The 26,387-nt window shown below is 33.2% G+C and carries 22 protein-coding genes; 6 read left to right on the forward strand and 16 right to left on the reverse strand.

Translation table 11 applies throughout. The annotated features are described in order from the left end of the window. Positions 1 to 27: 27 nt before the first annotated feature. The 3 genes from tsaA to MRU_RS06625 all read right to left on the reverse strand — a co-directional run bounded on the left by tsaA (position 28) and on the right by MRU_RS06625 (position 2,357). Positions 28 to 414, reverse strand: a complete 387-nt coding sequence (tsaA, locus tag MRU_RS06615; protein ID WP_012956122.1) for a tRNA (N6-threonylcarbamoyladenosine(37)-N6)-methyltransferase TrmO — start codon at positions 412 to 414, stop codon at positions 28 to 30. Between the two features lie 313 nt (positions 415 to 727). Further along, positions 728 to 1,066, reverse strand: a complete 339-nt coding sequence (locus tag MRU_RS06620; protein ID WP_012956123.1) for a P-II family nitrogen regulator — start codon at positions 1,064 to 1,066, stop codon at positions 728 to 730. 79 nt (positions 1,067 to 1,145) lie between these two features. Then, complete coding sequence (locus tag MRU_RS06625) at positions 1,146 to 2,357, reverse strand: ammonium transporter (protein ID WP_012956124.1); 1,212 nt, start codon at positions 2,355 to 2,357, stop codon at positions 1,146 to 1,148. A gap of 954 nt (positions 2,358 to 3,311) precedes the next feature. On the opposite strand from MRU_RS06625, the gene MRU_RS11210 reads away from it, so the two are divergent. The 3 genes from MRU_RS11210 (at position 3,312) to MRU_RS06640 (ending at position 6,527) form a co-directional block, all read left to right on the forward strand. Then, positions 3,312 to 3,731: a hypothetical protein gene (locus tag MRU_RS11210; RefSeq protein WP_012956125.1), complete on the forward strand. Its 420-nt coding sequence runs from the start codon at positions 3,312 to 3,314 to the stop codon at positions 3,729 to 3,731. Between the two features lie 293 nt (positions 3,732 to 4,024). After that, complete coding sequence (locus tag MRU_RS06635) at positions 4,025 to 4,594, forward strand: helix-turn-helix domain-containing protein (protein WP_012956126.1); 570 nt, start codon at positions 4,025 to 4,027, stop codon at positions 4,592 to 4,594. Between the two features lie 268 nt (positions 4,595 to 4,862). Beyond that, positions 4,863 to 6,527, forward strand: a complete 1,665-nt coding sequence (locus tag MRU_RS06640; RefSeq protein ID WP_012956127.1) for an AMP-binding protein — start codon at positions 4,863 to 4,865, stop codon at positions 6,525 to 6,527. 133 nt (positions 6,528 to 6,660) lie between these two features. On the opposite strand, the gene MRU_RS06645 is transcribed toward MRU_RS06640, so the two are convergent. After that, positions 6,661 to 7,539, reverse strand: a complete 879-nt coding sequence (locus MRU_RS06645) for a PfkB family carbohydrate kinase (RefSeq protein WP_012956128.1) — start codon at positions 7,537 to 7,539, stop codon at positions 6,661 to 6,663. Between the two features lie 223 nt (positions 7,540 to 7,762). Here MRU_RS06645 and MRU_RS06650 point away from each other — a divergent pair, with 223 nt between their 5' ends. Together MRU_RS06650 and MRU_RS06655 are read left to right on the forward strand one after the other, a co-directional pair. Continuing rightward, on the forward strand, positions 7,763 to 8,314 hold the full coding sequence (locus tag MRU_RS06650) for a YgjV family protein (RefSeq protein WP_012956129.1): 552 nt from the start codon (positions 7,763 to 7,765) through the stop codon (positions 8,312 to 8,314). 390 nt (positions 8,315 to 8,704) lie between these two features. Continuing rightward, entirely contained in the window at positions 8,705 to 8,977 is a 273-nt protein-coding gene (locus MRU_RS06655; protein ID WP_012956130.1) for a 2TM domain-containing protein, read from the forward strand. Positions 8,978 to 9,128: 151 nt separating this feature from the next. Here MRU_RS06655 and MRU_RS06660 read toward each other — a convergent pair whose 3' ends face one another. From MRU_RS06660 to MRU_RS06670, 3 genes are all read right to left on the reverse strand, one after another. Further along, positions 9,129 to 10,079 carry a bile acid:sodium symporter family protein gene (locus MRU_RS06660; protein ID WP_012956131.1) on the reverse strand — a complete coding sequence of 317 codons (951 nt, stop codon included), beginning with the start codon at positions 10,077 to 10,079 and terminating at the stop codon, positions 9,129 to 9,131. Between the two features lie 485 nt (positions 10,080 to 10,564). Then, a complete protein-coding gene (locus MRU_RS06665; protein WP_012956132.1) occupies positions 10,565 to 13,381 on the reverse strand; it encodes a heavy metal translocating P-type ATPase in 2,817 nt (938 codons plus the stop codon). A gap of 125 nt (positions 13,382 to 13,506) precedes the next feature. Next, positions 13,507 to 13,890, reverse strand: a complete 384-nt coding sequence (locus MRU_RS06670; protein WP_012956133.1) for an ArsR/SmtB family transcription factor — start codon at positions 13,888 to 13,890, stop codon at positions 13,507 to 13,509. A gap of 819 nt (positions 13,891 to 14,709) precedes the next feature. Between MRU_RS06670 and MRU_RS06675 the strand changes: the two genes are divergently transcribed. Continuing rightward, positions 14,710 to 15,330: a DUF3800 domain-containing protein gene (locus MRU_RS06675; RefSeq protein WP_048812458.1), complete on the forward strand. Its 621-nt coding sequence runs from the start codon at positions 14,710 to 14,712 to the stop codon at positions 15,328 to 15,330. 873 nt (positions 15,331 to 16,203) lie between these two features. Here MRU_RS06675 and MRU_RS06685 read toward each other — a convergent pair. From MRU_RS06685 to MRU_RS06725, 9 genes are all read right to left on the reverse strand, one after another. Further along, positions 16,204 to 16,386 carry a hypothetical protein gene (locus MRU_RS06685; protein ID WP_012956135.1) on the reverse strand — a complete coding sequence of 61 codons (183 nt, stop codon included), beginning with the start codon at positions 16,384 to 16,386 and terminating at the stop codon, positions 16,204 to 16,206. Positions 16,387 to 16,619: 233 nt separating this feature from the next. Beyond that, entirely contained in the window at positions 16,620 to 17,315 is a 696-nt protein-coding gene (locus MRU_RS06690) for a HisA/HisF family protein (protein WP_012956136.1), read from the reverse strand. Positions 17,316 to 17,440: 125 nt separating this feature from the next. Further along, the gene (locus MRU_RS06695) at positions 17,441 to 18,064 is read right to left on the reverse strand and encodes a metal-dependent transcriptional regulator (protein WP_012956137.1); all 624 of its coding nucleotides are present in this window, start codon (positions 18,062 to 18,064) and stop codon (positions 17,441 to 17,443) included. 141 nt (positions 18,065 to 18,205) lie between these two features. Next, on the reverse strand, positions 18,206 to 18,424 hold the full coding sequence (locus MRU_RS06700; RefSeq protein WP_012956138.1) for a hypothetical protein: 219 nt from the start codon (positions 18,422 to 18,424) through the stop codon (positions 18,206 to 18,208). A 69-nt stretch (positions 18,425 to 18,493) separates the two neighbouring features. Beyond that, on the reverse strand, positions 18,494 to 20,542 hold the full coding sequence (gene feoB, locus MRU_RS06705) for a ferrous iron transport protein B (RefSeq protein WP_012956139.1): 2,049 nt from the start codon (positions 20,540 to 20,542) through the stop codon (positions 18,494 to 18,496). A 1,038-nt stretch (positions 20,543 to 21,580) separates the two neighbouring features. Beyond that, complete coding sequence (locus MRU_RS06710) at positions 21,581 to 22,777, reverse strand: NAD(P)/FAD-dependent oxidoreductase (RefSeq protein ID WP_012956140.1); 1,197 nt, start codon at positions 22,775 to 22,777, stop codon at positions 21,581 to 21,583. Between the two features lie 394 nt (positions 22,778 to 23,171). Continuing rightward, a complete protein-coding gene (locus tag MRU_RS06715) occupies positions 23,172 to 24,080 on the reverse strand; it encodes a hypothetical protein (protein WP_012956141.1) in 909 nt (302 codons plus the stop codon). A gap of 23 nt (positions 24,081 to 24,103) precedes the next feature. Then, complete coding sequence (locus MRU_RS06720) at positions 24,104 to 24,544, reverse strand: hypothetical protein (RefSeq protein WP_012956142.1); 441 nt, start codon at positions 24,542 to 24,544, stop codon at positions 24,104 to 24,106. Positions 24,545 to 24,836: 292 nt separating this feature from the next. Continuing rightward, a complete protein-coding gene (locus tag MRU_RS06725) occupies positions 24,837 to 26,243 on the reverse strand; it encodes a TIR domain-containing protein (protein WP_012956143.1) in 1,407 nt (468 codons plus the stop codon). Positions 26,244 to 26,387: the final 144 nt, after the last annotated feature.

Below are 26,387 nucleotides of genomic sequence, written 5' to 3' on the forward strand. Positions count from 1 at the left end.
ACCTATTAACTTAGAATAATAAAAGCACTAAGCATCTTTTATATCAAGGACTGGAGTGCCATTTAACATATCAACACCATTGAATTTGATCACATTTCCATTAATTTCCTTGACTTTTATTATTGAAACTCCAATAGGATTTGGCCTATTAGGGGCATGGGTTGAGAACAAGCCTGTTATTGGACCGTCACCTCTAAAAGGAACCCTTTGCTTAAATCCGTTTGACTTATGGAAATAGAATATAACCATATACTCCTTGCCTGCTTTCATGTCAGACATGCTTTCCAAGTACTCTTCATTGACTATTAGCTCTGCCTCATCCTCCATGCCTTCCCTTGGGGATTTAGGCATGTTTTCAACTGTTTCATATTTGGATTTAATATATCCGATCGGCTTAAATACTATCTCTTCCATTCTATCATCCCAAGAACTTAGTTTCTAATTAGAGATATGGTTTCAAGACATAAATTTATATCGATTAGATGAAAAATCCAAAAAAGTTATGAAATGAATTAAGAAATTATATCAAAAAAGAATAAAATAAGCAAATAAAGTAAAAAAAAAAGAAAAAAAAGAATGTTTATCTAAATAACTTAGATAAACCGTTTATATGTTTAAAAAGTTTGAAATATACAAGTTCTAGAAACATTTTGATCAAACTTTTTCTAAAAGTTTGAATAAAATTTTGGTCAAGGTTTTGCGGGCCGAAGGCCCGGAAAAGCTTGAGTTATACCGCCTTAGAACCTCTCTCACCAGTTCTTATCCTAATAACTTCCTCTACATCGGATACAAAGATCTTTCCGTCTCCGATTTCACCGGTCCTTGCACTTTCAATGATTGTGTCAATAACATCTTCAAGGTCATCTTCATTTACAATCAATTCAAGGCGTGTCTTAGGAATAAGGTCAATGCAATAGTTAGAGCCCCTATATGATTCTTTAACACCTAACTGTCTTCCCCTTCCCTTTACTTCGGAGATGGTCATTCCTTCACAGCCTATTGCAAGAAGGGCTCTTTTTACATCTTCAAACTTTTGTTGACGAAAAACCGCAACTACTCTTTTCATTCTATCACTCCCATAATTTTTATCTAATTAAAATTATTTTTCCTTAAGCTATTTATAATTTATAGCCAAATCCATTAAACTATAATCTATAACCGGATTCCTTGTGTATTTTAGTATCAAGTCCTTCGATTTCAGTTTTCTCATCAACTCTGATTCCCATGGTCTTATCAAGGATCTTAGCAAGTATGAAGCTTATAGTGAATGCATAGACAATGGTTACAATTACACTTATTACTTGAATTGTGACTTGACCTGGATTTCCATAGAGCAAACCTGCTGCACCTCCGACTGCTGGAACTGCAAATATACCGGTTGCAATTGCTCCCCAAATACCTGAAAGACCGTGAACTCCAAATACATCCAAAGCATCGTCGTAGCCGAATCTTGTCTTTAAGTAATAGATTGCAAAGTAGGATACGAATGTGGTTACAAAACCAATGACAATAGCTGCTGGAACATCAACGAATCCTGCTGCAGGGGTGATTGCAACAAGTCCAGCCACTCCACCGGTGATTGCCCCTAACATGGTTGGCTTTCCGACTTTTACAATATCTATAATTACCCAAGTGATAAGTGCTGTTGCAGCTGCAACGTTTGATACAAGGATAGCTGATGCTGCAAGTCCGTTAGCTGCAAGGGCAGATCCTCCGTTGAATCCCATCCATCCGAACCAAAGGAATCCTGCACCGAGAACTGAATATCCTAAGTTGTGTGGCAAAAGGGAAGTGTCTTTTCTTCTTCCGAGAACAAGGGCCAATGCAAGAGCTGTTACACCAGAGTTAATATGTACAACTGTACCTCCTGCAAAGTCCAGGGAACCCATCTGCATAAGGAATCCTCCTCCCCATACCCAGTGGGCAATCGGTACATAAACAAGGGTGACCCAAGCAATGATGAAGACTATCCATGCTGAGACCTTCATCCTTCCGACGATTGAACCTGAGATAAGGGCCGCTGTAAGACCGGCAAAGGTTAATTGGAACACAATAAACAATATTGTAGGGATGGTTCCTGTAAGATCTTCAATTCCGATTCCGCTCATGAAGAAATGAGCAGGTTGAGCTATCAAACCGCTTATACTGACATCTCCAAAGGCAAATGGGTATCCATATACAACCCATATTATGCTTGCTATGGAAAATGCAATAAAAGTCAGAAACATTGTATTTAAGACATTTTTACGTTTTGTTAAACCACTATAAAAGAAAGCTACTTCAGGGATGCTCATTAAAAGAACAAGGATTGTTGCAATGAGCACCCATGCAGTATCTCCTGCACTAAGTACTACCATATTATCATTTTCTCATATAATCAATTAAAAAACTATAAATTTAAATTTTAATATTTTTCTCATAAATCAATAAAAACTTAGAAATTTAAATTTTAAACTTTGTTTTAAGTAAATAAATATTTTTTATAATTTGTTCATTTTTTCTAAATTTCAATAATCTAGAATATACATTTTCAATTTCAATCTAAAAGATCATGAAAAGCAACTATTTTTCAGTTTTATTGAGATTAAATATTTGTGATTTATAAGTTAAATTTTAAGGATTAATTTATTTTCAATAGCTGCCTTTCATGAGGATTAGATTTTAAAATCTAATTTCTATAGGCATTTTCATATTTTTAATTTTATTCAAAAATTTATTTTATTTCAATAAATAATCAAAAATTTTATTTATTTCAATAAATGAACTAATGAAAAGTTTGTTAAAAAACACCTAAATTTTTTTATTAATATCTTTAATTTTAGACATTCTTTTAAAAAGACAAGCCTTAAATAAAGAGATTGATTTTTAAAAGAACTTTAATTTTACCTGATATTAAGTATTTGTCTTATGTCGGAAAACGGCTTCCGACTTCCGACATATAGTATTTAGTTTCTAATCATATATAAACCTTTTGGAAAAATGGATAAGAATAAGCAAAATACCAAATTGAGCAAAAATAAACAATTAATCTTAAAAATGAATAAAAAATAGACAATTTAGAAAAATAAGAATAATATTGATTAAGTTAATTAAATAAAAAATAACTAAAATCACCATAATATATAAATACTAATTAATATTAAAATTATAATTGTATTATTGATATACAAGAAATATTAATAAAAAAATAAAATTTTAATTGATTATTGATATGAACAATTTAAAAATAATCAAATAACTAATCAAATATCGATATACAACAAATATTAACTAGAGTATTTTTAAATAAATTAAAATTTATAGGTGGAAACTTGAAATCAGATAAACGGGCTAAATTTGCCATATTCTTCTCAATTGCAATCCTTGCCTTGGGACTGAGCAATATTGCAGCTGTATGGACTGGAGACTTGATAAGCGGTTCACTTCCGGTAATCAATGAAACAGATAAGTTGATTGCCTTGGACAATGACAATTTCTCTCCAGCAAGTTTGAATACAGTTTATGAAGAAAAAAAGGTTGTAGAAGTAGTTAATGACACATCTGATGCAAACGATACTGATTCCACTCCGAACAATGCAGATTCCAATACGGAAAGTGATGATACATCAAATTCAAACAATAATAACAATAATCAAAACAGCAATGGCAACGGCAATCAAAATACAAATCCAAATAACAATGCCGAGCCTAGCTCTGGAGGATCTGCAGGTCAGACAGAAACAGAGGAATAGCTATCAAAAACCATTTAATTAAAGAAATAATTTTAATTAAGAAATACTTCTTTTAATATTTCCTTTTTTATATTTATAAACTTTTCAAACACCCATTACTTTTTTTATAATTTTTAAATCAAAAAAGAGTAAAAAGAGTATGGAAAATTTAATCATTTTAATAATAACGAATAAATTAATTCAGTTAATTAGAATATGGCATGAATAATCACTTATCAAACCATATTCGTTTAACTAAATAACTATGATATAAATCATAATAATACTTAAAAACTTTGTATAAAGGTGAAACAATGGAAGAAAATAAAAAATTCGCTCAAAAGGTAAAAGACATTAGAGAAAGACAACAAATGAGTATTGAAGAACTTGCAGAAAAAAGCGGCGTAAAGCTTGAAGTGCTTCAGGCTATGGAAAACGGTGAAATCATTCCTTCACTCACTCCTCTTACAAAGATGGCAAAGGCCCTTGGAGTAAGGCTTGGAACCTTCCTTGACGATACCGAACAGCTCGGACCTGTAGTTGTAAGGGACGGCAAGATGGAAAACACCTTATACTTCTCAGGAAGGGAAGACGTCGCAAATGCAACAAATCTTGAATTCCACTCATTAGGTGCAGGCAAGCATGACAGGCATATGGATCCGTTCATGATTGACATAGACCATGACGACGAATATGAATTGTCCTCCCACGAAGGTGAAGAGTTCATCTATGTTATGGAAGGAGAGATTGAAGTGGTATATGGCCAAGACAGCATTACATTATCCAAAGGAGACAGCATATACTATGATTCAGTAGTTCCTCATCATTTACATGCAAAGGCTGAAAAGGCTAAAATATTGGCTGTTTTATACACTCCATTCTAGATAAAAAGAAAAGAATAGACAGAATAAAACATTATAATATTAGAATTAGCTTTATTTAAATAAAACAAATCAGAATTAACCTTTATACAAATAAAGTATTGAAAATTACAATAATTCTAAAAATTGAAGAAGGTTAATGATAATACAAATAATATAAAAAAAAAAAAAATTAAAAAAAAAATTTTAAGAAAAAATAATTAAAAAAAATAATTATAATAATTAAAGAAATGTTTAAAATCATTAAATCAATACTCATGGCGGTGAAAATATGAGTGAACTATTTACAGAGCTTCCAATTGGAAAGTTCTTTGAAATGCAAGTGGAAAAGCAACCGGATCACGAATTTATGGTTTATCCAGACAGAAATCTCAGATTTACATATGAACAATTTAACGAAAGGGTGGACAACCTTGCAAAAGGCATGCTCTCAATAGGCATAGAACCGGGAGACCGTGTAGGAATATGGGCAAAGAACGTCCCTGAATGGCTTACATTCATGTTTGCAACAGCTAAGATAGGTGCTGCAATCGTAACCATCAACACTGCATACCAGTCCCACGAGCTTGAATATGTCCTAAAGCAATCTGAAATGAAAGCGATTGCAATGACTGACGGATTCAGAGACACAAGCTATTTCGATATCATCTATGGCCTTGTCCCTGAAATAAAGGAAAGGGAAAGGGGAAACCTTAAAAGCGAAGAGTTCCCTTATCTTGAATACATTATCCATGTAGGTCAGGAAAAGCATAGGGGAATGTACAACACCAATGAACTTTTATTACTTGGAATGAACTATGACAATGATAAGTATCAAGAGATAAAGGATGCAGTTACCCAATATGACGTTATCAACATGCAATATACAAGCGGAACCGAAGGATTCCCTAAAGGAGTAATGCTTACAAGCAGAAACATCCTAAACGACGGCTATTACATTGGAGAAAATATGAACTATACCGAAAAGGACAGGCTTCTCCTCCAGGTACCTCTTTTCCACTGTTTCGGAACCGTGCTTGGGGTAATGGCTGTAATCACCCATGGCTCAACCATGGTTGTCCTTGAGGAATACGACCCTCTCCTTGCAATATCCCCCATCCAAAAGGAGAAATGCACATCAGTCTATGGAGTTCCTACAATGTTTATCGGAATGATGAACCATCCTATGTTTGACATGTTTGACATGTCCTCACTTAGAACAGGAATCATGGCAGGCTCAACATGCCCAGTTGAAACCATGAAAGATGCAATCAACAAGATGAACATGAAGGAAATCACAAGCGTATACGGCCTTACAGAGGCAGGTCCTGGATTTACCCAAACAAATGCTGCAGACTCATTTGAAAAGAAAATCAGCACAGTGGGAAGAAAATTCCCTAATATTGAGGTAAAGATTGTAGACCCTGAAACCGGAGAGGAGCTTGGCCCTGGCGAAACCGGAGAGATTATGTGCAGAGGATTCAATGTAATGAAAGGATACTACAACATGCCGGAAAAGACTGCTGAAACAATCGAGCCAGACGGATGGCTACACTCTGGAGACCTTGCTACAGTGGATGAGGATGGATACTACTCAATTGTAGGAAGAATCAAGGATATGATCATCAGAGGGGGGGAAAACATATACCCAAGAGAGATAGAGGAATATCTATTCACCCACGAATGCGTTCAGGATGTTCAGGTGGCAGGTATCCCTGATGAAAAATACGGAGAGATTGTAGGAGCTTTCATAATAAAAGAGCCTGGATACGATGACATTACCGAAGCAGACATAAGAGACTTCTGCATAGGCAGCATCGCAAGATATAAGGTTCCTAAATATGTCTTCTTTGTTGATGAGTTCCCACTTACAACAAGTGGTAAGATTCAAAAATACAAGTTAGGAGACATTGGATTAAAACTCCTGGAAGAGAGAAGAGAAAGAGGAGAATTATAATTCTTCTCAATTTACTTTTTTTTAAATTAAAGGTGCCAAAAACACCCAAAATATTAAATACACCAAAACACCTTAAATATCAAAATCGTAAAAAAATAGCCAAAAATAAAAAAAAAAGAAATAAGACAGAAAATTAATCTGTTCTATAAGGACCAAAGAATTCTAATTTTTTACTTGCAATCAATGATGCAAAATCACCAGAGTCCTTTAAATCATTTCCATTTAGAAGATTAGAAATAAATGCAGCCATATAACTATCTCCACAGCCAGTGGCATCCACTATATTATCACATTTCACTGAATCTATCTTTATGTTTATGCCCTTAAAATCAGTGATTCTTGACCCTTTGCTTCCGTTTGTAATGATAAAAATAGTGTTGGTTTTTTCATCAAAACCAATGTCTTGAATTTCAATTTTAGAATCAGACTTATCTTCATCACTGACAATCTTTAATTCCTTTTCATCTAAAAAGATCGCTTCAGCAATATTAAAAATATAATCCAAATCTTCATATGACTTTAAAACCATGGAATTATCTTTATCCTTGAATCTCAAAAATCCCTGAAGGGATATAAATATAGGCAAATTAAAACTGTTTAAATACTCTAGAGTTTCTAAAGGAATGTCATTGCTGTTTAAAGGATTTATGACAAAGGCATCGATATTATCCTCATTCAATCCCAAATTGTTAAAAATAGCTTTTAAATCATCAGCCAGAATTGGAATGTCTGCAAAATTAGTGGATTGCTTTCTAATATCTCGATTGTCCTTATCTGGATATTCATTGATAAAATAATGGGTATCGTCCTTTAAAATGAGTTCTGTTTTAGACATATCTGGAAATTCATTAATCAAATCAGTGTTTTGAGCATTTACAATAGCAATGTAGTCATCATAAAACTCCTCATAGACAAAGCTTTGAAAATAGCTTGCACCTCCTATCCTAGAGCTCTTCTCATTGCCTATTATAATCAAATCCTCACATGCAGGACCTATCAAAACAAGTGTCATATCAATCAATCCCAATCATCTTAAATATCTAAATCAGTTAAAATAAGTTTCTTTTTAAAAATATATAAACTTAGTGAAACATAGATTATATTATTCAAAAGCCAATCATTTATAATAAAAATGATTAAGAACTAAAGAAATCTAAATCTAAAAAAAGATAAGGAAATAACATAGATATAAACTAAAGAAATCCTAAATGTAAAAAAAATATAAGGAAATAGACATGAACATCTTAAATCTGCCACTTAATATCCTCATAGGAAATGGAATCTCATTCTTTGCCTCAATTGCACTTATCCTAAGCTGTGTAGTCAATGACAAGAGAGAGGCCTATAAATATCAGGTCATTGAAGCCCTTATCCTAACGGTTTCATCAGCCTTCTTCCTCTCATGGACTGGCATACTTACAATGCTCATTGCAGCGGCAAGAAACTATCTTGTCATGAATGAGAGATTAAGCTCCAGATTGGCCATAATCTTTATCATAATAACACTGATCATATGTCCCCTAATTAATACAATGGGCCTTATCGGACTTCTTCCTATGATTGGAATAATACAGCTTACAATCTGCAACTATTATCTTAAGACAATCAAATGGATAAAGGTGGCATTCATTGTAAATGTATTGATATATGCTGTTTACTTCATTGGAATCTATGACCTTGTATCATGTGCAACCCAAGTGATTACAGCAATAATCGGATTCATATCTTTAGTAAAGCTAATCAAGGATGAAAAAGAGGGCAATATAGACTCTCAGCCCAATAATTAAAAGAGAGCAATATATATTCTCAACCCAATAATTAAAAGAGAGCAATATATATTCTCAACCCAATAATTAAAAGAGGGCAAATAGATTCTCAGCCCAATAATTAAAAGAGGGCAAATAGATTCTCAGCCCAATAATTAAAAGAGGGCAAATAGATTCTCAGCCCAATAATTAAGATTTAAAAAAATAGAAATACCTTTGAGATTCAAAAATCCAAAGGCTAAAGAATCTAAAATCCCAATAATTAAAAAACTATTTAAGCAATTAAAAAAAGAATATTTTTATAACTTAATTAATTATTTAATCTAAACTAAAATTAAGAATATCTTTCAATTGAAATGAAATAAAGATAATAACTAAAATAAATTAATATAAAACTTGTGCGTGATCTTAATGTCTGATGATGAATTATATAGAAGAGCTGAAAGAAAAGTGGATGAAAAAATTGGATTTTATAAGCATTTATATAGCTATATTGGTGTAAACATACTTCTTTTTGCCATAAATGCAATCACATCCTTCGGCAAATGGTGGTTCTATTGGGTAACTATCTTTTGGGGAATAGGCATTGTAATTCACTTTTTAAAAACATTTGTCTTGACTGGAAAACTTGAAGACAACCGAGAGGAAATGATTCAAAAGGAAATGGAAAAGATGAAAAAATAATTCATTTCTTTTTAAAAGTCTTCATCAATTCCTTTTTTTAAATTTTTATCTTACTCCTTTTTATCATTTAGATATAAAAAATTACTCTTTTTTATCTTTGAAATATTAAAATATACTTTTTTTCTTTTATTTAATTAAAATATAAATCAACCTATTCCTCATCAGTGAAATATTTTCTAAAAATATATGCAAGTATGGAACCTGCAAAGTTTTGCCATACTGAATACAAGGCTCCTGGAACAGTTGCAAGGGACAATGCTGGAAAGTGAGTCTTTGCAAGGCTTGTAGACAATCCTGAGTTCTGGAAGGCAAGCTCTATTGCTATGGTCACCATCTGCTTTCTTTTCATTCCAGAGAGATATCCTATCACAAATCCTAAAAGCATGGCTATGAAGTATTGCACCACGATCGCTGCAATTATCACCACAGATGAGCCAAGAATGGCCTGTTTATTTGCACCTATCACACCTGCAACGATTATTGCAATCACAAGAGAGGACACTGCAGGCAGATAATCCTTAAGCTCCTCACAGAAGTCTGGAAACTTGTAATTCAAGAGCAATCCAATAGCTATTGGAAGAATTACAATCTGAACAATTGAAATGAACATATCCACAGGATTGAATGCAATATTGTTTCCAATAAGAATCAGAGTGATTAAAGGGGTAAGAATCGGTGATATGACTGTAGAGACTGCAGTAAGGGATACTGAAAGTGCAAGATCCCCCTTTGCAAGGAATGTGATAACATCGGAAGCGGTTCCCCCTGGAACTGTTCCCACAAGGACAAGGCCAACTGTCAATGCCTCATTGAGGCCGAATAGGCTGGCAACCCCAATTGCAACAAGAGGCATGATGATATATTGGGCGCCGACCCCAAGCAATATCTCCTTAGGCCTTTTGAATACGTTTACAAAATTCTCTATCTTCAAAGTGGTACCCATTCCAAAAAGGATTATTCCAAGTAGAATGTTTATGATGTTGATACCCATAAACTCTCCCATAACCCAATCGAATGAGCCTGGAAAGACAACTGCAATTGCAACTGCAATTATGATGATTATAAAGAAATATTTTTCAACTAGCTTAAAAAGTCTTTTCATAGATTTATATTTGTTGAATAGATAGATAAATTTTTAGTTTAAAAATTCTCTTAAAACTTGAAGGAATAATTAAAAAAATCATAGGGATATTGAACCGTGACAAAATATCACACTTTGAACTTCATGCATGAAAAAATTAAATATAAAATTTAAAATGAGTTATGATATGTATAGATGACATATAAATTATTAAACAAAAAAATATGAAACTACAATAATTTTAAAATAAAACTTTATTAAAATAAACAAATATTTATTCTCTTTAATTATATTCATCGTCTTTTTACTTAAATTGTATGAATAATCCAAGCCATAAATATGATAAAATAGCATATAATATAAGACATTATAAAAGTTAATGATAATTAGTTGATTAATTAAAAAAAGAATTATTGTATTTGTTAAAAAAAAATTATTGTATTTGTTAAAAAAAATAAAAAAAAATAAAATTAATTGGCCAATTAAGACCAATTAAAAATATTCACCTAAAACAAAGGATCCTTAACCATAGCTATCCTGAATGAGTTCAAGATAACCACCAAGGTAAGTCCAAGGTCCCCTATACCTACAGACATCATCAAGGTAATCAATCCTAATATTGCAAGGATTACAAAGAGTGCCTTTACCACAATGGCAAGGGTGATGTTCTGCTTGATTATATTCATTGTCTTTTGGCTTAAACTGAATAGGTATGGAAGCTTGCTTATGTCATCCTGCATGAGAGCAACATCAGCAGTCTCGATTGCAACGTCAGATCCTGCAGCACCCATTGCTATTCCTATGTTTGCCCTAGCCAATGCAGGAGCATCGTTTATTCCGTCACCTACCATAGCCACATCACCAAACTTGTTTCGGAGGGTATCCAATATGTTTAGCTTGTCCTCTGGAAGGAGGTTAGAATAGACATAGTCAAGGCCTATCTCATCTGCAACCTTACCTGCTGCAATCTTATTGTCACCTGTGAGCATGAATGTCTTGACACCTTGGCTCTTAAGGTCTTTAATTACTTCTGAAGCGTTGTCACGGATTCTGTCCATTACAGTGATGCTTGCAATGACAGACTGCTCATCTCCAATGAATATCAGGGTTTTACCTTCTGCTGAGTATTGGTTTATCTCCTCTTGGGAAATGTTGAACTGGCTTCCTTCAATCAAGGATTCGTTAGCTGCATAATACTGCTTTCCACCTATATTTCCTATGATTCCCTTACCTGGAACGTTTCTGAAGTCTTCAATCTCTTCAAATCCTATTTCCTTTTCATTTGCATAGTTTACGATTGCCTGAGCAATAGGGTGGGATGAGCTGTTTTCAAGGGATGCGGCTATCCTTACAATCTCCTCTTCGCTGTATTCGTCGTTTATTATGTTGATGTCGTTTAATTCAAGCTTTCCCTCAGTGAGTGTTCCAGTCTTGTCAAATATGACTGCCTTTACGTTTCTCATCTCTTCCACATAGGTACTTCCCTTGATGAGGACACCCTTCTTGGTTGCTGATGTGATAGCTGAAACCATTCCGATTGGAGTGGAGATAAGGAATGCGCAAGGACATGATATTACCATGATTGAAAGTGCCTTATAGATCCAGTCGATAAGGTCCTGACCAAAGACGAGTGGAGGAACAAATGCAACGCAGGCTGCAATTATAATCATCAATGGAGTGTAATATTTGGAGATCTTTTCAACCATGGTTTCAGTTGTTGACCTGTTAAGCTGAGAGCGCTTTACAAGGGTTACTATCTTATTGATTACAGAGTCCTTAGCTTCCTTGGTAACCACAACCTCAAGGTATCCGTCTTCGTTCACTGTACCTGAGAATACCTCATCTCCAACGGTTTTTGTTACAGGAAGGCTTTCACCTGTGATTGATGCCTGATTGATAGATGAAGTTCCATAGACCACTTCACCATCCAAAGGAACCTTGTCTCCAGGTTTTACAAGCACAATCTCTCCAACTTTAACCTCTTCAATCCTGCGGGACTCTTCACCGTCACCTACCTTGACCCTAGCGGTTTCAGGAGCGATTTCAACAAGTGACTTGATTGAGCGCTTTGCCCTGTGCTCAGCAAGGTCCTCAAGGAATTCTGCTATATAGTACAAGAGAGCTACAGCTGCACCCTCTTCACCGTGGCCTATGATGAAGGAAGCAATACATGCGATAACCACAAGAAGTGCAGGACCGACAGTGTGACGCTTGACAAGGGACTTGTATGCAAGGATTGCTATCTCATAGCCTGCTATAAGTGCTCCAAGCATGTAGATTATTGTGACAATTGTTGGGCTGAATGAGAGGAATTCGAGGATATGGCCTGTGATAAACAATATTCCACTGGAAACCATGATTTGAATAGGTCTGTTGTATATGAGTGGCTTTCCCTCTGCGAGGAGTTCCTCTTGGCCATGGTCATCATCGTCATCATCTGCACAGTCAGGACATGCACATAATGAGAAGTCGTCATCATCGTGGTCCTCTCCACATCCGCAGGAGTCTCCATGGTCATGGTCGTGATGGCTATGGTCATGTCCATGATGGTCGTGACTATGGTCATGGTCATGACTGTGCTCATGATGATGCTCATGGTCGTGATCATGCTCATGACTGTGTTCGTGCTCATGAGAATGTTCTTCATTATGATGGTGCTCATCTTCATGCTCATGGCTATGATGGTCATGTTCATGTTCATGATGATGCTCATGGTCATGTTCATGATGGTCGTGACTATGGTCATGCTCATGACTATGTTCTTCTAAATCATCATGGCAGTCATCATCATCGCAACCGCATCCACAAGTATCCTCAGACTCATGCTCATGGTCATGACTATGTTCATGGCTATGCTCATCCCCATGCTCATGCTCGTGATCATGGCCATGGTCATGGTCATGACTATGTTCGTGGCTATGCTCATCCCCATGCTCGTGGCCATGTTCATGACTGTGCTCATGCTCATGCTCATGACTATAAGAATGCTCATGCTCATGACTGTGTTCATGGTTATGGTCATGGTCATGATGATGGTGATGATCATGGTCATGGTCGTGATTATGGTCATGGTCATCCGCACAATCAGGACATCCACAAAGACTTATATCAACATCTTCATCATAATCTATCTCTTCTCTATGATCATAAACACTTAAATCAGTGCTTTCTTGATAATCCCTTAATAGCTGCTTATTGTAATGCTCTTCGTTCAAACATTTCTCATCGTTGCAGTCAGGGTCGAAACAAATGTAATTGTAATGTTGGGGATTACGGCAATCCTCAGCATCACAATCTGGATCATAACATCTATTTTCAGACATATTTACACCTTTTTTTAAATAATTTTAATAAAAGAAAACTCATTAATCATACAAATTATAGAAAAGTTATTACTCGATTTTTAAAAAAAAATATATTCTCTAATTTAAAAGCAATGCTCACTTAATTATTCAGTCATATGCTCTAAGCCCATCTTATAAATCATTTCAACATGAAGGTCTGTCAATGAATACCTTGCTGACTTTCCTTCCTTTTCAAACTTTACAATATTATGTGCACGCAATATTCTCAATTGATTGGACACTGCATTCTGGTTCAATCCTAATGATTCGCAGATGTCACATACACATAGGTCCTCAAAGCTTAAAAGGGATATAATCTTAAGCCTTGTAGGATTTCCAAAGATCTTAAAGAATTCAGCCAAATCAGAATATTCCTCTTCAGAGAGAACATGCTTCTTTGCACGCTCTATTGATTCCTCATGAGGATGAAACACTTCACATAAATCGTCATTATGATTGTCGTTTGTAGGCTCCTTATAATCTTTCATGATTACACCTTTATGAAATTAAAAGAATAATTTTCTTATATAATGATATTATGATATGTTTACATATTTAAATGTTTTCATATCATGATGTTATGATATGTTGTTTAAATGGGTTAAGATATGAAAAGTCATATTTTGGAAGAATTTAAAAAGAAGTTTTAATTAATATTAAAGGACTAAATTGAGTTTAAAGAATAAAAAAAGCATTTGAAGAAAAGAAGAACCCACAGCCACCTAATTGACCATATACTATGGAAAGTCGCCCCTCATCAAGACAAGGACGTGCAGGTTTAACTTCCAAAAAAGCTTTTACCTTCCCATCTTACAATTTTTTATTTAACTTTGTTTATATTTAAATATTTCGATTAAAACTGTCTTATTTTGCTTAATTTTAAATAAAAAGACTTATTGGTTTACTATTTATTATAAATAGTTTACTTTACTCTTTTTTATTTTAATTTTCTACTGCTATTTTTAAGAATTTTTTTTAATTTTTTCCAGATTTTTGCAGTTTTTGGCACATTATTTCCTTATCATCTAGAGATATTTCTGTGCTTTTTTCTACAATATATTAGATATAATGGCTTTGTTCAGTTTCACATCAATTTTTACTTTAGAATGTAAAATTGATATGAACGTGTGAAATTGACTTAAACTTGTAAAATTTACTATATATTATAAATAGTAAACCTAATATTACCCATATTAAATTTTAAGGATATATAAATCTTATTATTTAGAAAAAACTTATATACTTCTTTTTACTAATTTAATTTTGTACAATATTTTAGATTCAAATAAATGGGTAAAGTGTTTATCATGTCTTATATTTTTATTGATGAAAGCGGGGATTTGGGAACTAAAAAATCAAGCTCCAAATACTTTGTGATGGCTGGAATAAAAGTTGAAGATTCTCAAAAATTAGATAGAGTTATCAGAAAAATCAAAAGAGATGATAAAAAAAATATCATTACTTCTAATGAAATTAAAGGTTCCAATTTACCTCATGACATAAAAATTAAAATTTTAAAAAAATTAGATAGTGTTAATTATCAAGTTTTTATAATTATTTTTGAAAAAATCAATAGGTATAAAGTTAATGATGGTTATGACAATATTAAATTGTATGATCTTTTGGCTTGCGAACTAGCTAAACAAATTGATATAAGTAGTTCTTCTAAAATCTTTATTGATAAATCAAAAAATAAAAAAGAAGAAATAGTTAATTTCAATAAAGCATTTTTGGAAAATCTGAATAACTTTAAAAAATTTCCTATAAAACTAGAACATGCCAATTCAATGAGTTATAAAGGTTTACAAATAGCAGATCTTATTTCTTGGGCTATTTTTCAAAGTGTTGAACACAACAATAATGAATTTATAGATTTAATAAAAAATAAAAAAATAAAAAGAGTATTTGAAGAAAAGAAGAACCTATAGTTACCTAATTGACCATAAATCATTATGGAAAGTCGCCCCTCGTCGAGACAAGAACATATAGGCTAAACTTCCAAAAAAGCTTTTACCTTCTAAATCTTACAATAATTACTTTGATTTTGTTTATATTTAAATCTTTCGATTAAAAATGTCTTATTTTGCTTAATTTTAAATAAAAAGACTTATTGGTTTACTATTTATTATAAATAGTTTACTTTGCCCTTCTTTATTTTCATTTTCTACTGCCATTTTTAAGAATTTTTTTATATTATTAGGAGTTTTTGCATTTTTAGGCAGTTTTATTGTGTTAATTTGAGCTAAAATTTTAATAATTATCATATTGCAATAAAACATGCTGATTCTAAGAAGATTAAAGGAATCCAAATAGTAGACCTAAATCTTGATCTGCATTTCAATATATTGAAAAAAAATGATGGATTTAGAAAAAATAATGCATTAAAAAAAGTTTTAAAAAGATTAGAGAACTCCTATGCCACTGCTTACGCCCCTCATCAGGACGAGGACATAGGAGATGATAATTTTTACCTCCTAAATCTACAATAATAGTTTATTTTGTTTATATTTAAATCTTTCGATTAAAACTGCCTTATTTTACTTAATTTTAAATAAAAAAGATTTTTAGTTTACTATTTGTTATAAATAGTAAACCGAATTATTATTTAGTCAATCAAACTAAAATAAGAAAGTTTTATAACAATATCTATAAATTATCCAAAAGCCATGAAAAAGAGTTTTATTGAGAATAAGGTGACTTTATTAGGAAGATGACAACTATAAAAAGAAAAAGCAATATAAAAATCGATTATTTAAATAAATAATCGTTTAAATTAAAAATAAATAAAAAAAGAGGAGCAATTAAACTCCTAAGATAGGCAAGACTACAAACGGACTGAAAGCAGCTGCCAAAAATAGAATTATGCCAAAGGCAGTTATAACCTTCTGCTTGTCCATTATTCCATTAATCATTAATAAGATGCTGAAAAATCCTAAAATCAAAGGAAGAATATGAGAAAAAAGTATAATAAATTCTGAATTCATTTTATCACATTAAAAAATTAAATAATTAATTTACTATTTACAATTAAATTTGAAAACTTTATACACTAATAATAATTTATTTTACTTTATATTTAAATTTAACACAAAATCGGATTAATTCAATCATATTCAAGAATAAATAAAAATGATTGAATGATATAAATTTAAGAAAAAATCAATTTACCAATCTGATTCTAGAATAAATAAAAATGATTTTTTAGACCAAATAAGGATTAAAAAGGATTTAATCTGATTTGTCCCTTATGCAATGCAGTTCCAACCAATGCCTTCCTGATTCCCAAGGCATCCAATTGACTTATTTCATCTGGAGTGATTCCGCCACCAAGGATTATCTTGTCCTTAAACTCTTCAAATGATTCCAAGAGAGGCTTATTGAATCCACCTTCTGTTCCTACTGAACTGATGTCAAGCAATATTATCTCATTAGGATCGATTCGTCTTAAGACTTCCTTGAATCCTTCAAGGTCAAGATCCATATTCTTTGCATAGAGCTCATTGTTCTTGACATCAACGCTTACAATGATTCTCTCCTTAGGGTACTTTTCAAATATCTTCCCAAGTTCCTCTATTGATTCAAGGGTTTCGGTAGCGACTATTATCTTATATGCAAATTCAAGGAGAAACTCAAATGTTTCAAGCTTGTCGACTCCTACATCAAGGATTACAGGCAATACACTGTTAACTTCCTTTATCTTGAAGATATTGTTGTTTCCGTTTCTTTCAATGAAATCCAAATCTGCAATATACATCTCCTTTGCACCTGCACTCTTAAGTGAAAGTGCAATTTCCAATGGATCAGATGATGACGCATATATAGTTTGAAGAGGAGTGTAAGTTTCTCTGTTTCCACTTTTACCAGAAACCGCTACAGAATTCATTAAATCAATTACAGGAATTATTTCTAACATTTAATCACCTAATAAAAAGAAATTGTAAGTAAAATAACATTGACTAGTTTAATAAAAAAAAATAAATAAATAAATAAAATACTGATATTTTTCATTATTTAAAGCAAACTTAATTTAATTATAGGTTATTCATCTAGTTTAATAAATATTTCGTTAGCCAATTCCTTGTCAACTGCCAATTGAGTGTTTCCCAATTGGAAGACATAATTTGGAAACTTTTGAATAAGACAGATTCTAGAGCCTGGAATAAGACCAAGATTCATGATCTTTCTTAATTTACGGGCGTCCTCTGTTTTGATATGGGATACCTCTCCAGACTCTCCGCTATGGCAGGAGACCAAAGGAACAGAATATTCCTTGCTTATGCCAGGAGTAGTGTCCCCCTTAGGAATCGGGTTATTATGAGGACAGTTTTCAGGGTTTCCCAAGATTCGGCAGATGTTCTCTTCAACCTCTGCACTCATAACGTGCTCGATTTGGTCTGCCAACTCTTCCATCTCATCCATATCTGCTAAAAACAAGTCGGCAACCACTTTTTCAGCTATCCTATGCTTTCTAACAAGGGATCTTCCCAAATATTCTCCATTTTCAGTCAGATTGACAAAGCCATCATCTGTTTTGATATATTCTTTTTTAGCTAATAATTCTATATCATCAGCATTGAATTCATCTACAACTAGCTTTTCTCCTCTTTCATATTCTCTAACCCAGATATCTCGTAAATAATGTTCTATTTCACTTTTTTCCATTTTAACACTCCGCTCCTTAAAATAATAATGAATAATAAATTAAATTAAATTAAATTTATTAAATATGTTAATTAAGATAAATTTATTAAATTAAGTAAAATTAAATTAAATTTATAAATTTGTTAAATTAAGTTAGATTTATTAAATTGACTTAAAAAGCCTATTCCTTATCTTTTTAACACCATCTTCCAGGAACTTATAAGATTTGGACTCAGGCAAAATCTCATAACCGCAATTAGGACATCTAACCGTTTTGCAATTAATAGGGCAGGAATCACAGCTGATGCCATCACACTTTTGAAATGTGAATCCGCAGAATTCACATTTGATTATCTGACTTTTATTATCATTTTCATCCATAAAAACACCCAATTAAATCCTACAAAACTCCAAATAATTAATAAACTTCTTTCTTTAAATTTATAATAACTATAAGACCACATTCAAGCTAGTCAATATGAAATTGACAATAAAACCCATGCTGAATGCTAGAACTATGCTCATAACAGCTATAAGACCAGCAAGTTTTACCCCTCTTTCCTTTATCATGATCATAAGCTGTGCAACGCAAGGGAGGAACAATGTCAAGGTAACAGATGCAACAAGCAATTGAACTCCAGTCAATTGATTTTGGATTGTCATTAGTCCAGCTGCTCCAAAGTCCCTTCTAAAGAATCCAAGGACAAATGAGGAACTTGTTGAGCCTGGAAGACCTATTGCATTAACGATTGGAGTTACACAAGCAATTATCCATTGGAAAATACCGACCAAGTCAAGAGCCCAAATGATTACACTTATTAGAATAAATATTGGAATCAGTTCTTTAATATACATAACAAGACGTGTCCAAGTCTTCTTTGCAATGTGAGAGAGCTTAGGCCATCTGAGGGGAGGCAATTCCATAAAGAAGCTTGGCTGTGCCCCTGGAACGAATCTCTTTGCAAGATATCCTATAACGACAAAATTAAAGACAATCACAGCAAGCCAAATCCAGATTGACCTTGGCCTTGCAGACAATAAGGCCATGATTACCCCAAGCTGTGCAGAGCAAGGGATTGTAAGAGCCATAAGCATTGTTGCAATGTTTCGCTCCCTTTTGGTCTCCAATGTTCTTGTCACCATTGTAGCCATGCTTCCGCATCCAACAGCAAGAACAAAAGGAATTACGCTTCTTCCGCTTAATCCTATTCTTTTAAATCCGTTATCCACAAGAAGAGCCAGCCTTGGCAGGTATCCGCTGTCCTCCAATATTGAAAATACAATGAAGAAAAGGGACACGATAGGGAGAATGATTCCGAACCCATAGGTCAAACCAAGTGTCACAATACCGTATTCCCCTACAAAAAGGTTCTGTATAGGAACCCATGGAATGTATTGAACGACCACAGATGTTACAGCAGGGTTTATGTACTGGCCGAATATGGTGTTTTCAAGGAAATCCACAAGAATTCCAGCACCAAGAACTCCTACAATAAGATAAAGGCCAAAGAACAAAACACAGGCAAGTATGATAAGACCATAGAATGGATGGATCATGATTCTGCTTAGCTTTTCTCCAAGGCTGTCGGTATCCTGAATGTTTACGCTGTCTATTGTTGTAAAACTTGACTTTATATGTTTTGCATAGTCTGCAAGACGCAACTTAGTCAGATACTTGACAGGCTGGTCGAATTTTGCCTTTTGAGCACCAATGACCTGGGATAGATTATCCCAATCCTCACTTTCCATTAGAAGGTCTTCGCTGTCCTCATCACCTTCAAGAAGAGAAACTGCAAGATACCTTTTGGAAACCGGATAATTCCCTTTGATATTTCTTTGAATCTCAGAGATTGCTATTTCAATTGACCTTCCATAATCGACATCCAACAATGTCTTAGACTCGCTTAAGATTTGATTCTCTATTGAATCATAGTTTACGATTGTATGCTTCAAGTCATCCAATCCTCGGTTTTGGGCAGCTGCAGTAAGCACAACTGGAATTCCAAGCTCATGGGACAATGACGGGGCATCTACAGTTGCACCCATTTTCTCAAGCTCATCCATCATGTTCAATACAAGGATAACTTCCTTTCCGGCATCTATAAGCTGCAAGGTAAGGTCTATTGACTTTTCTATGTTCTTTGCATCCACAACATGAACCATCAAGTCAAAGCGTTTGTCCAATACCAATAGCTTGGCTACACGTTCCTCTTCGGTTATTGTGTTTAGATCATAAAGCCCTGGAGGGTCTGTTATATGAACTGTCTTGTTTTCATATGTGAAATTGCCCTCATCGATATCCACAGTGGTTCCAGGATAATTGGAAACCATAGCTGTCATTCCAGTCAGCTTATTGAATGTCAGGCTTTTGCCTACATTGGGACTTCCTATCAAAAGGACATTTTTATAGTAGGAATCATTGCCTTTCTTGCTGGCAAGGGCTTTGTTTTTATTATTTGAATATTTAGCCCCACCATTAGGAGTAATACTTTCACTCATTATATCTTCTCAAAAATTGAATAAAAATCAGTAATACAAATTTATTTTTTTATAATACTTATTAATCTTAACCCATTTGTTTTTTACCTACATATAAATACATATCTATAAAAAATAAGATATTATAGTAGTTATTTTTACAATTAGGTATGCCTAAATTATTATTGTTTTATGAATTATATAAATATTTCCATTAATGGATTTTATAAAAAAGCAATTGTAATTGAATGTGAAAATATTATGAAAAAATCAGCAAAAATTAAAAAGACCAGGCAATGAGATTAAAAAAAAAAATAAGCAATGAAATTATAAAAAAATCGATCTTTTAAATCAAAATAAAAATTTTAAAAATAAGCCAAAAATGGATAAAAATCTTTATAAAACAGAATAAAAAAAATGAGTTTAAAATACTTAAAAATAGGATTGAATAGTAAATAATAGAAAAAATAGTATAAAAAGAGTACAAAATAATTAAAACAAATAATGGAGAAAAGAAAAGAGATTAAATCTCTTTTCTTACTCTATTGTGTTTAATTATACTAGCTAAGATTAAAAGTTTCAAGAATTGAACCCTTACTACTATTTTATCACTCATAGTATATAAAGTTTGCTTGAAAAATTATAAAATTTAGTTGATAGCAATATTTTGCAAAGAGATAGCCATAAATGGGAATATATTTTTTATAAAAAGATTTGAAAATCATCAAATAGGGAATGAAGAATTAAAAAATTTATCAAATGAATAAATTAAGAAATAAAGAAATATTAAATTAGCCAAAAGAGGAATGAAAATGATGTAAAAGAAAAAGCATAATAAAAGGAGATGAATGAAAAAATTAGATAAAAGAAGATAAAAAGTGTTAGAAGGAATAAGAGAAAAATTTAAAGAAAAAGAAAATTAAAACAATAAACAATTCTTTACACAAATCACAATTTAAACGTGTCTGAAGCCTAAAATAGATAAAATTTTTGGTCAAGGTTTTTAAGGCCGTAGGCCTTAAAAAGCTTGAGCGAAGGCTCAAAAAAAGCTTGCTTGGATTAGAGCACAACCTTAAACAACTTCCTAAACTTCAATGCAAGTCTTGGAGACAGTTTAAAGAAGACCTTTAAAATATCCTTTGGGCTCATGCTCTTATAATCAAGACCTTCAAATGCATGAATGATCTGGTTTAAGTCATCATCGCTTAATGAAAGATATACATCACGGCCAACTGCCAATTTAGGAATTGCACCTTGAGTATATTCATCATACAATTCATCATATTCCTTTAACCTTTCCTTGGAATAATCGCCATCCTTGATTGCTCTTGATGCAACCTGGCCTGCAGTCATGCCTCCAAGCATTCCAAGGATTATTCCCCCTCCTGTTATCGGATCCACCTGACCTGCAGCGTCTCCGCAAACAAGCAAGTTATCAGAATAAATCTGGCCTATCAATCCTCCGATAGGGTCTCCTCCTACATTAAGCTCAACCGGCTTTGCATCCTTCAATGGAGGATAGGATTCAATGAATTCGTTGAGATAGTCAATTGCAGGCCTATCGCTTTCGCTTGATATTCCTATCCCAACATTTGCAATGTCATCTCCCTTAGGAAATACCCAAGCATATCCTCCACCTGCAAAGGCACCTAAATGAAGCTCTATCAAATCCATACGCTCACAGTTGACCCCAACCATCTCATATTGGACACCAGACATCATATACTTTGGTTTTGTAGTTGAATTTACGCCAAATGCCTTAGCTACACGTGATTCAGGACCGTCTGCAGCTATCACTATTCTTGCCTTCACTTCAATGATTTCTCCCATCTGCTCACAGTCAACAGTATAAAATGAGCCTTTGGAATCTTCACCCCTTTGAATGGACTTTGCTTGAGTCTTCACCATAATCTGAGCGCCAGCCCTGGCTGCATCCATAGCCATATACTTGTCAAAGACCTTTCTCTCTATGATATAGCCCTTTTCAGGCAGAATTGTCTCATCAAGGGTAAGTCTTGTTTTATCCGGAGCAATAAGGGTTCCTCCGTTTATTCTTTGAACAGCCCATGCAGGGTCCGGCTCAATCCCCAGCCATTTAAGTCCATGGTCATAGATGCCTTCGGCACATCTCTTAGGAGTTCCTATTTCAGACTTCTTATCGATTAGAATAACATCAGCCCCTCCTAAGGCTGCATGCTTTGCAGCAGCAGAGCCTGCAGGACCTGCACCTATTACCAAAACATCAGTTTCTATCATATTATCATCTTTAAATAAAAAGAAAAATTGTAAATTAGTGTTGTCTATAAAAAACCTAATATTTAATTGTTATTTTATCTTTTAAAACATATTAAATTGGATTAAAAGTAATTATATAATAATTAAGCAAAGGTATTATTTAAAGTTTAAGAAAAGTTTGTCTAATGAGTAAAAAGGCAAAGTTTTGTTAAATAAGTAAAAAGAGTAAAATCAATTTATACTAAAATTCAATAATTACCAAAAAATAAGATAAAAAAATAATTAAAAAAGAAAAAATAGAATAAAAATATAATAAAAAAGAAAAATAAGATAAATAAATAATTAAAAAAAAATAGAATAAAAATATAATAAAAAAGAAAAATAAGAAAAATAAGAAAAAATAAAGCAGAATTAACTATTTAAAGTTAACCTTAACAGCATCTGCCTTATCTAATTTACAATCTGTAGCAGTGCCTCCATACATGGCATTTCCTTCTCCATTTGTTACACTGCATCCGCTGAATGAACAGCCTTTAGCGGTTGTGTTTAAGGTCGCTCCACCATTTCCATTCTTAGCAAGGGAGTCTTGGAAATTGCAGTTAAATGCAGAGCCTCCACACATGGAACCTCCTTCGCTTGAATAGCAGTTTTTAAAGTCGCAGCCTATAGCTTCCACTTCATACAATGCACCGCCTTGCCAATAGGAATAGCAGTCTGTGAAATTGGCAATTGGTTGCCTTATGATAGGAAATTTGCTCCCGCCACAGCTTTTTGAGAAACAGTCATTGAAGGTGCAGTTGGTAGCAGATCCATCGAATATTGCACCGCCATGGTAGTTTGCGCTGCAATCTTCAAAAGTGCATCCTATGGCATTTCCATCTACAGCACCGCCAAATGCATCTGAATAGCAGTTGTCAAATTGACAATTCTTTACTGAACTGCTTGGCTCTTCACCTAATAGAACAGCACCACCTGCATCGGAAGAATTGCCGTTTACAAAATGAATATTTTCAAAAGTGACATTCTTTGTGCCGTTCGCATTGAAAATCCTTCCTGCACTTTTTGCATCTATTGTAATGTCCTTGCCTTCTTCCCCTCTAATGACAAGATTATCTCCAGTGATCTTTATTCCATCTGCATCATATCCGTCAGTATTTGCAAAATTTTTTGTCAATGTTATAACACCGGTCTTATTATCGCCGGACACTAATTTAGCCAATTCCTTAAAGCTTCCCTCTCCAGAGTCATCTGCTGAAACTATGCACATAGATGCAAAGATAACAGCTAATAAGCTTATGGCTAAAACCATCTTCTTATTAAACATTTGAATCCTCCTAAAAAATATAATTAAAATGCATCTTCATCATCAACATCATCAATACTACTTGTTCGTTTAAAGAACAATGCTCCACAAAATATATTGAATAATGCATAAATCAATACCATCAAATAGCCATTAGAGCAAGCACTGATATCACTTGTACTAGGAGTAGAGTTAATTAAACCGTTGACATACATATTTGTAAGAACATCATAGGCCCCTAACATTCCACTAATTGCAAAATATGCTACAATAATGACTAAAATAAAAGTAAGAGCACCTATTGCTCTACTATTTTTAATTGCATCATTAGGAACAATCAAGGCTATTGCCGGAATTAAAAATACAAATATCAAGTAAAATTCAATATATGGAGGTGTAATGAAATAAACAACTATCGCTAAGATAATGGACAAGATTCCCACAATCATTTTAAAATTATTATTGATAAAACTTAAATTCGCCATATTAACACCATATCTGTTAAAATAATATTTTTATCATAATTTATTTCAAATTTTTCTAAACAATGTTTAAAAAAACTAGAATAAATGATAATTAATTAAAATTCTTTAAATATTAATTTATATAAGTTTCTATGTAATTTTTTTAAACTGTAAAATCATTAAGAAAAAAGAGAGGATACTAGAAAAGTTGAAATAACTAAAAAAATAAAGTTTATGATTTAAAAGGAAAGAATAAAAAAAGAAAAATAGCTTAAATGAAAAAATTCTAATCAAACTCTTTTAAAAAGTCTGACTATTCCTCATCCATCAATCCATACATTACAAAGGCCCTTCTGCATCTTTCCACATAAAACTCTTCAGTCATGGCATATTTCAAAATTGCCTGTACTGGAGACAGCTGCAAATCAAGACCATACTGCAATTCAGTCTTTTCAAGATATATTGGAACAACCGGAATCTTCTTATTAATAGCTAAAAAGATTTCTCGCCTTACATTAATTGATTCCACAGCATTAGCTGAAATAAATGCAATAAAAAGAGTGCAAGCCTTTAACTTACTCTCAACAACACCTTGCCAACCAAGTCCTGATTCAATGCCCTCATCATACCAAATATTTAAGCCACAATCATGAAAGCGCTTTAGCTCTAGAAAAACCCTGTTTGCATCATCATGAGAATAGCTGGCAAATATATAAGGATCCTCATCACTTGCAGGGAATGGAGTTATCAAATGAGTGAATCCCAAATTAATAGGGAAGGTTGTTTTATTATCAGAGACAGTGATGGTATACTTCTGATTCTCATATTCATTGGAATTTACCTTTACAGATATTTCTCCTTCCTCTACATCATCAAAGATGCATTCTCCATTTTCATCTGTAGAGCCCTTTATGCCGCCAACGCTAACAATTGCATCACTGACAGGCTCACCCTTATGCTTAACTAAAATTTTAATGTCATGCCTTTGAATCAGTCTCTCTAGCTGAATGTCAAAAAGGACATTATTTTCTGAAACATCAATATTTCCATTAAATGAGATGTAATGCTCAGCAGATACCTCTAGCGAATGTTTTCCCTCTTCGATTCCTTCTAAAACACATGCTCCCTCATCATTGGAAAATCCGCTTTTATCCCCTATCCTAATAAGGGCGCCCTTTATATGGTCCTTATCACCATTTATAAGAAAAGAGACATCATGCTTTGGAATGATTCTTTTAATTTCACCATTATTAGAAATAAGAGGCTTTATCTCATGTTCCTCATCCTTTAAAAGATATATTGTACCTAAATTATTGATTGAACCATCAGCATCTGAAAAATTACAATGGCAGATGCTTAATTCAGAGCCGTTAGAAATGTCATTTCCTCCTTTTTTTGCACGATTATTCTCAAAAGTGCAATTTATGAGCTTACATTCCCCTGCAACTCTGATTGCTCCTCCAAACTTTTCAGAAAATCCGTTCTTAAAGGTGAAATTCTTTATGACTACATTTTTAGAGAGCACATTGAAAATACGGTTTTTGCCCCTTGCATCAATGGAATGGCCATTTCCATCAATAACTATATTATCACGCTTGATTTCTATTCCCTTCTTAAATTGATGGGCTTCAGACCTTGTTAAAACAACATCATGATTCAAGACAATAGGCTTTTCATAATCTGAAATCCGAGTTAAGACATGGTTAAAATCCAATTGCATCCAATCACCTAATTAATCAATGCCAAGAAGAATAAAATTGAATATAAAATAAAAATAAAATTTCTTTTTAGAAATAAAACTGAATAAAAAATTAAAGTAAAATTTCCATTTAGAAATAAAACTGAATAAAAAATTAAAGTAAAA

Origin of the sequence: Methanobrevibacter ruminantium M1 (assembly GCF_000024185.1) — an archaeon.
Classification (GTDB): domain Archaea; phylum Methanobacteriota; class Methanobacteria; order Methanobacteriales; family Methanobacteriaceae; genus Methanobrevibacter; species Methanobrevibacter ruminantium.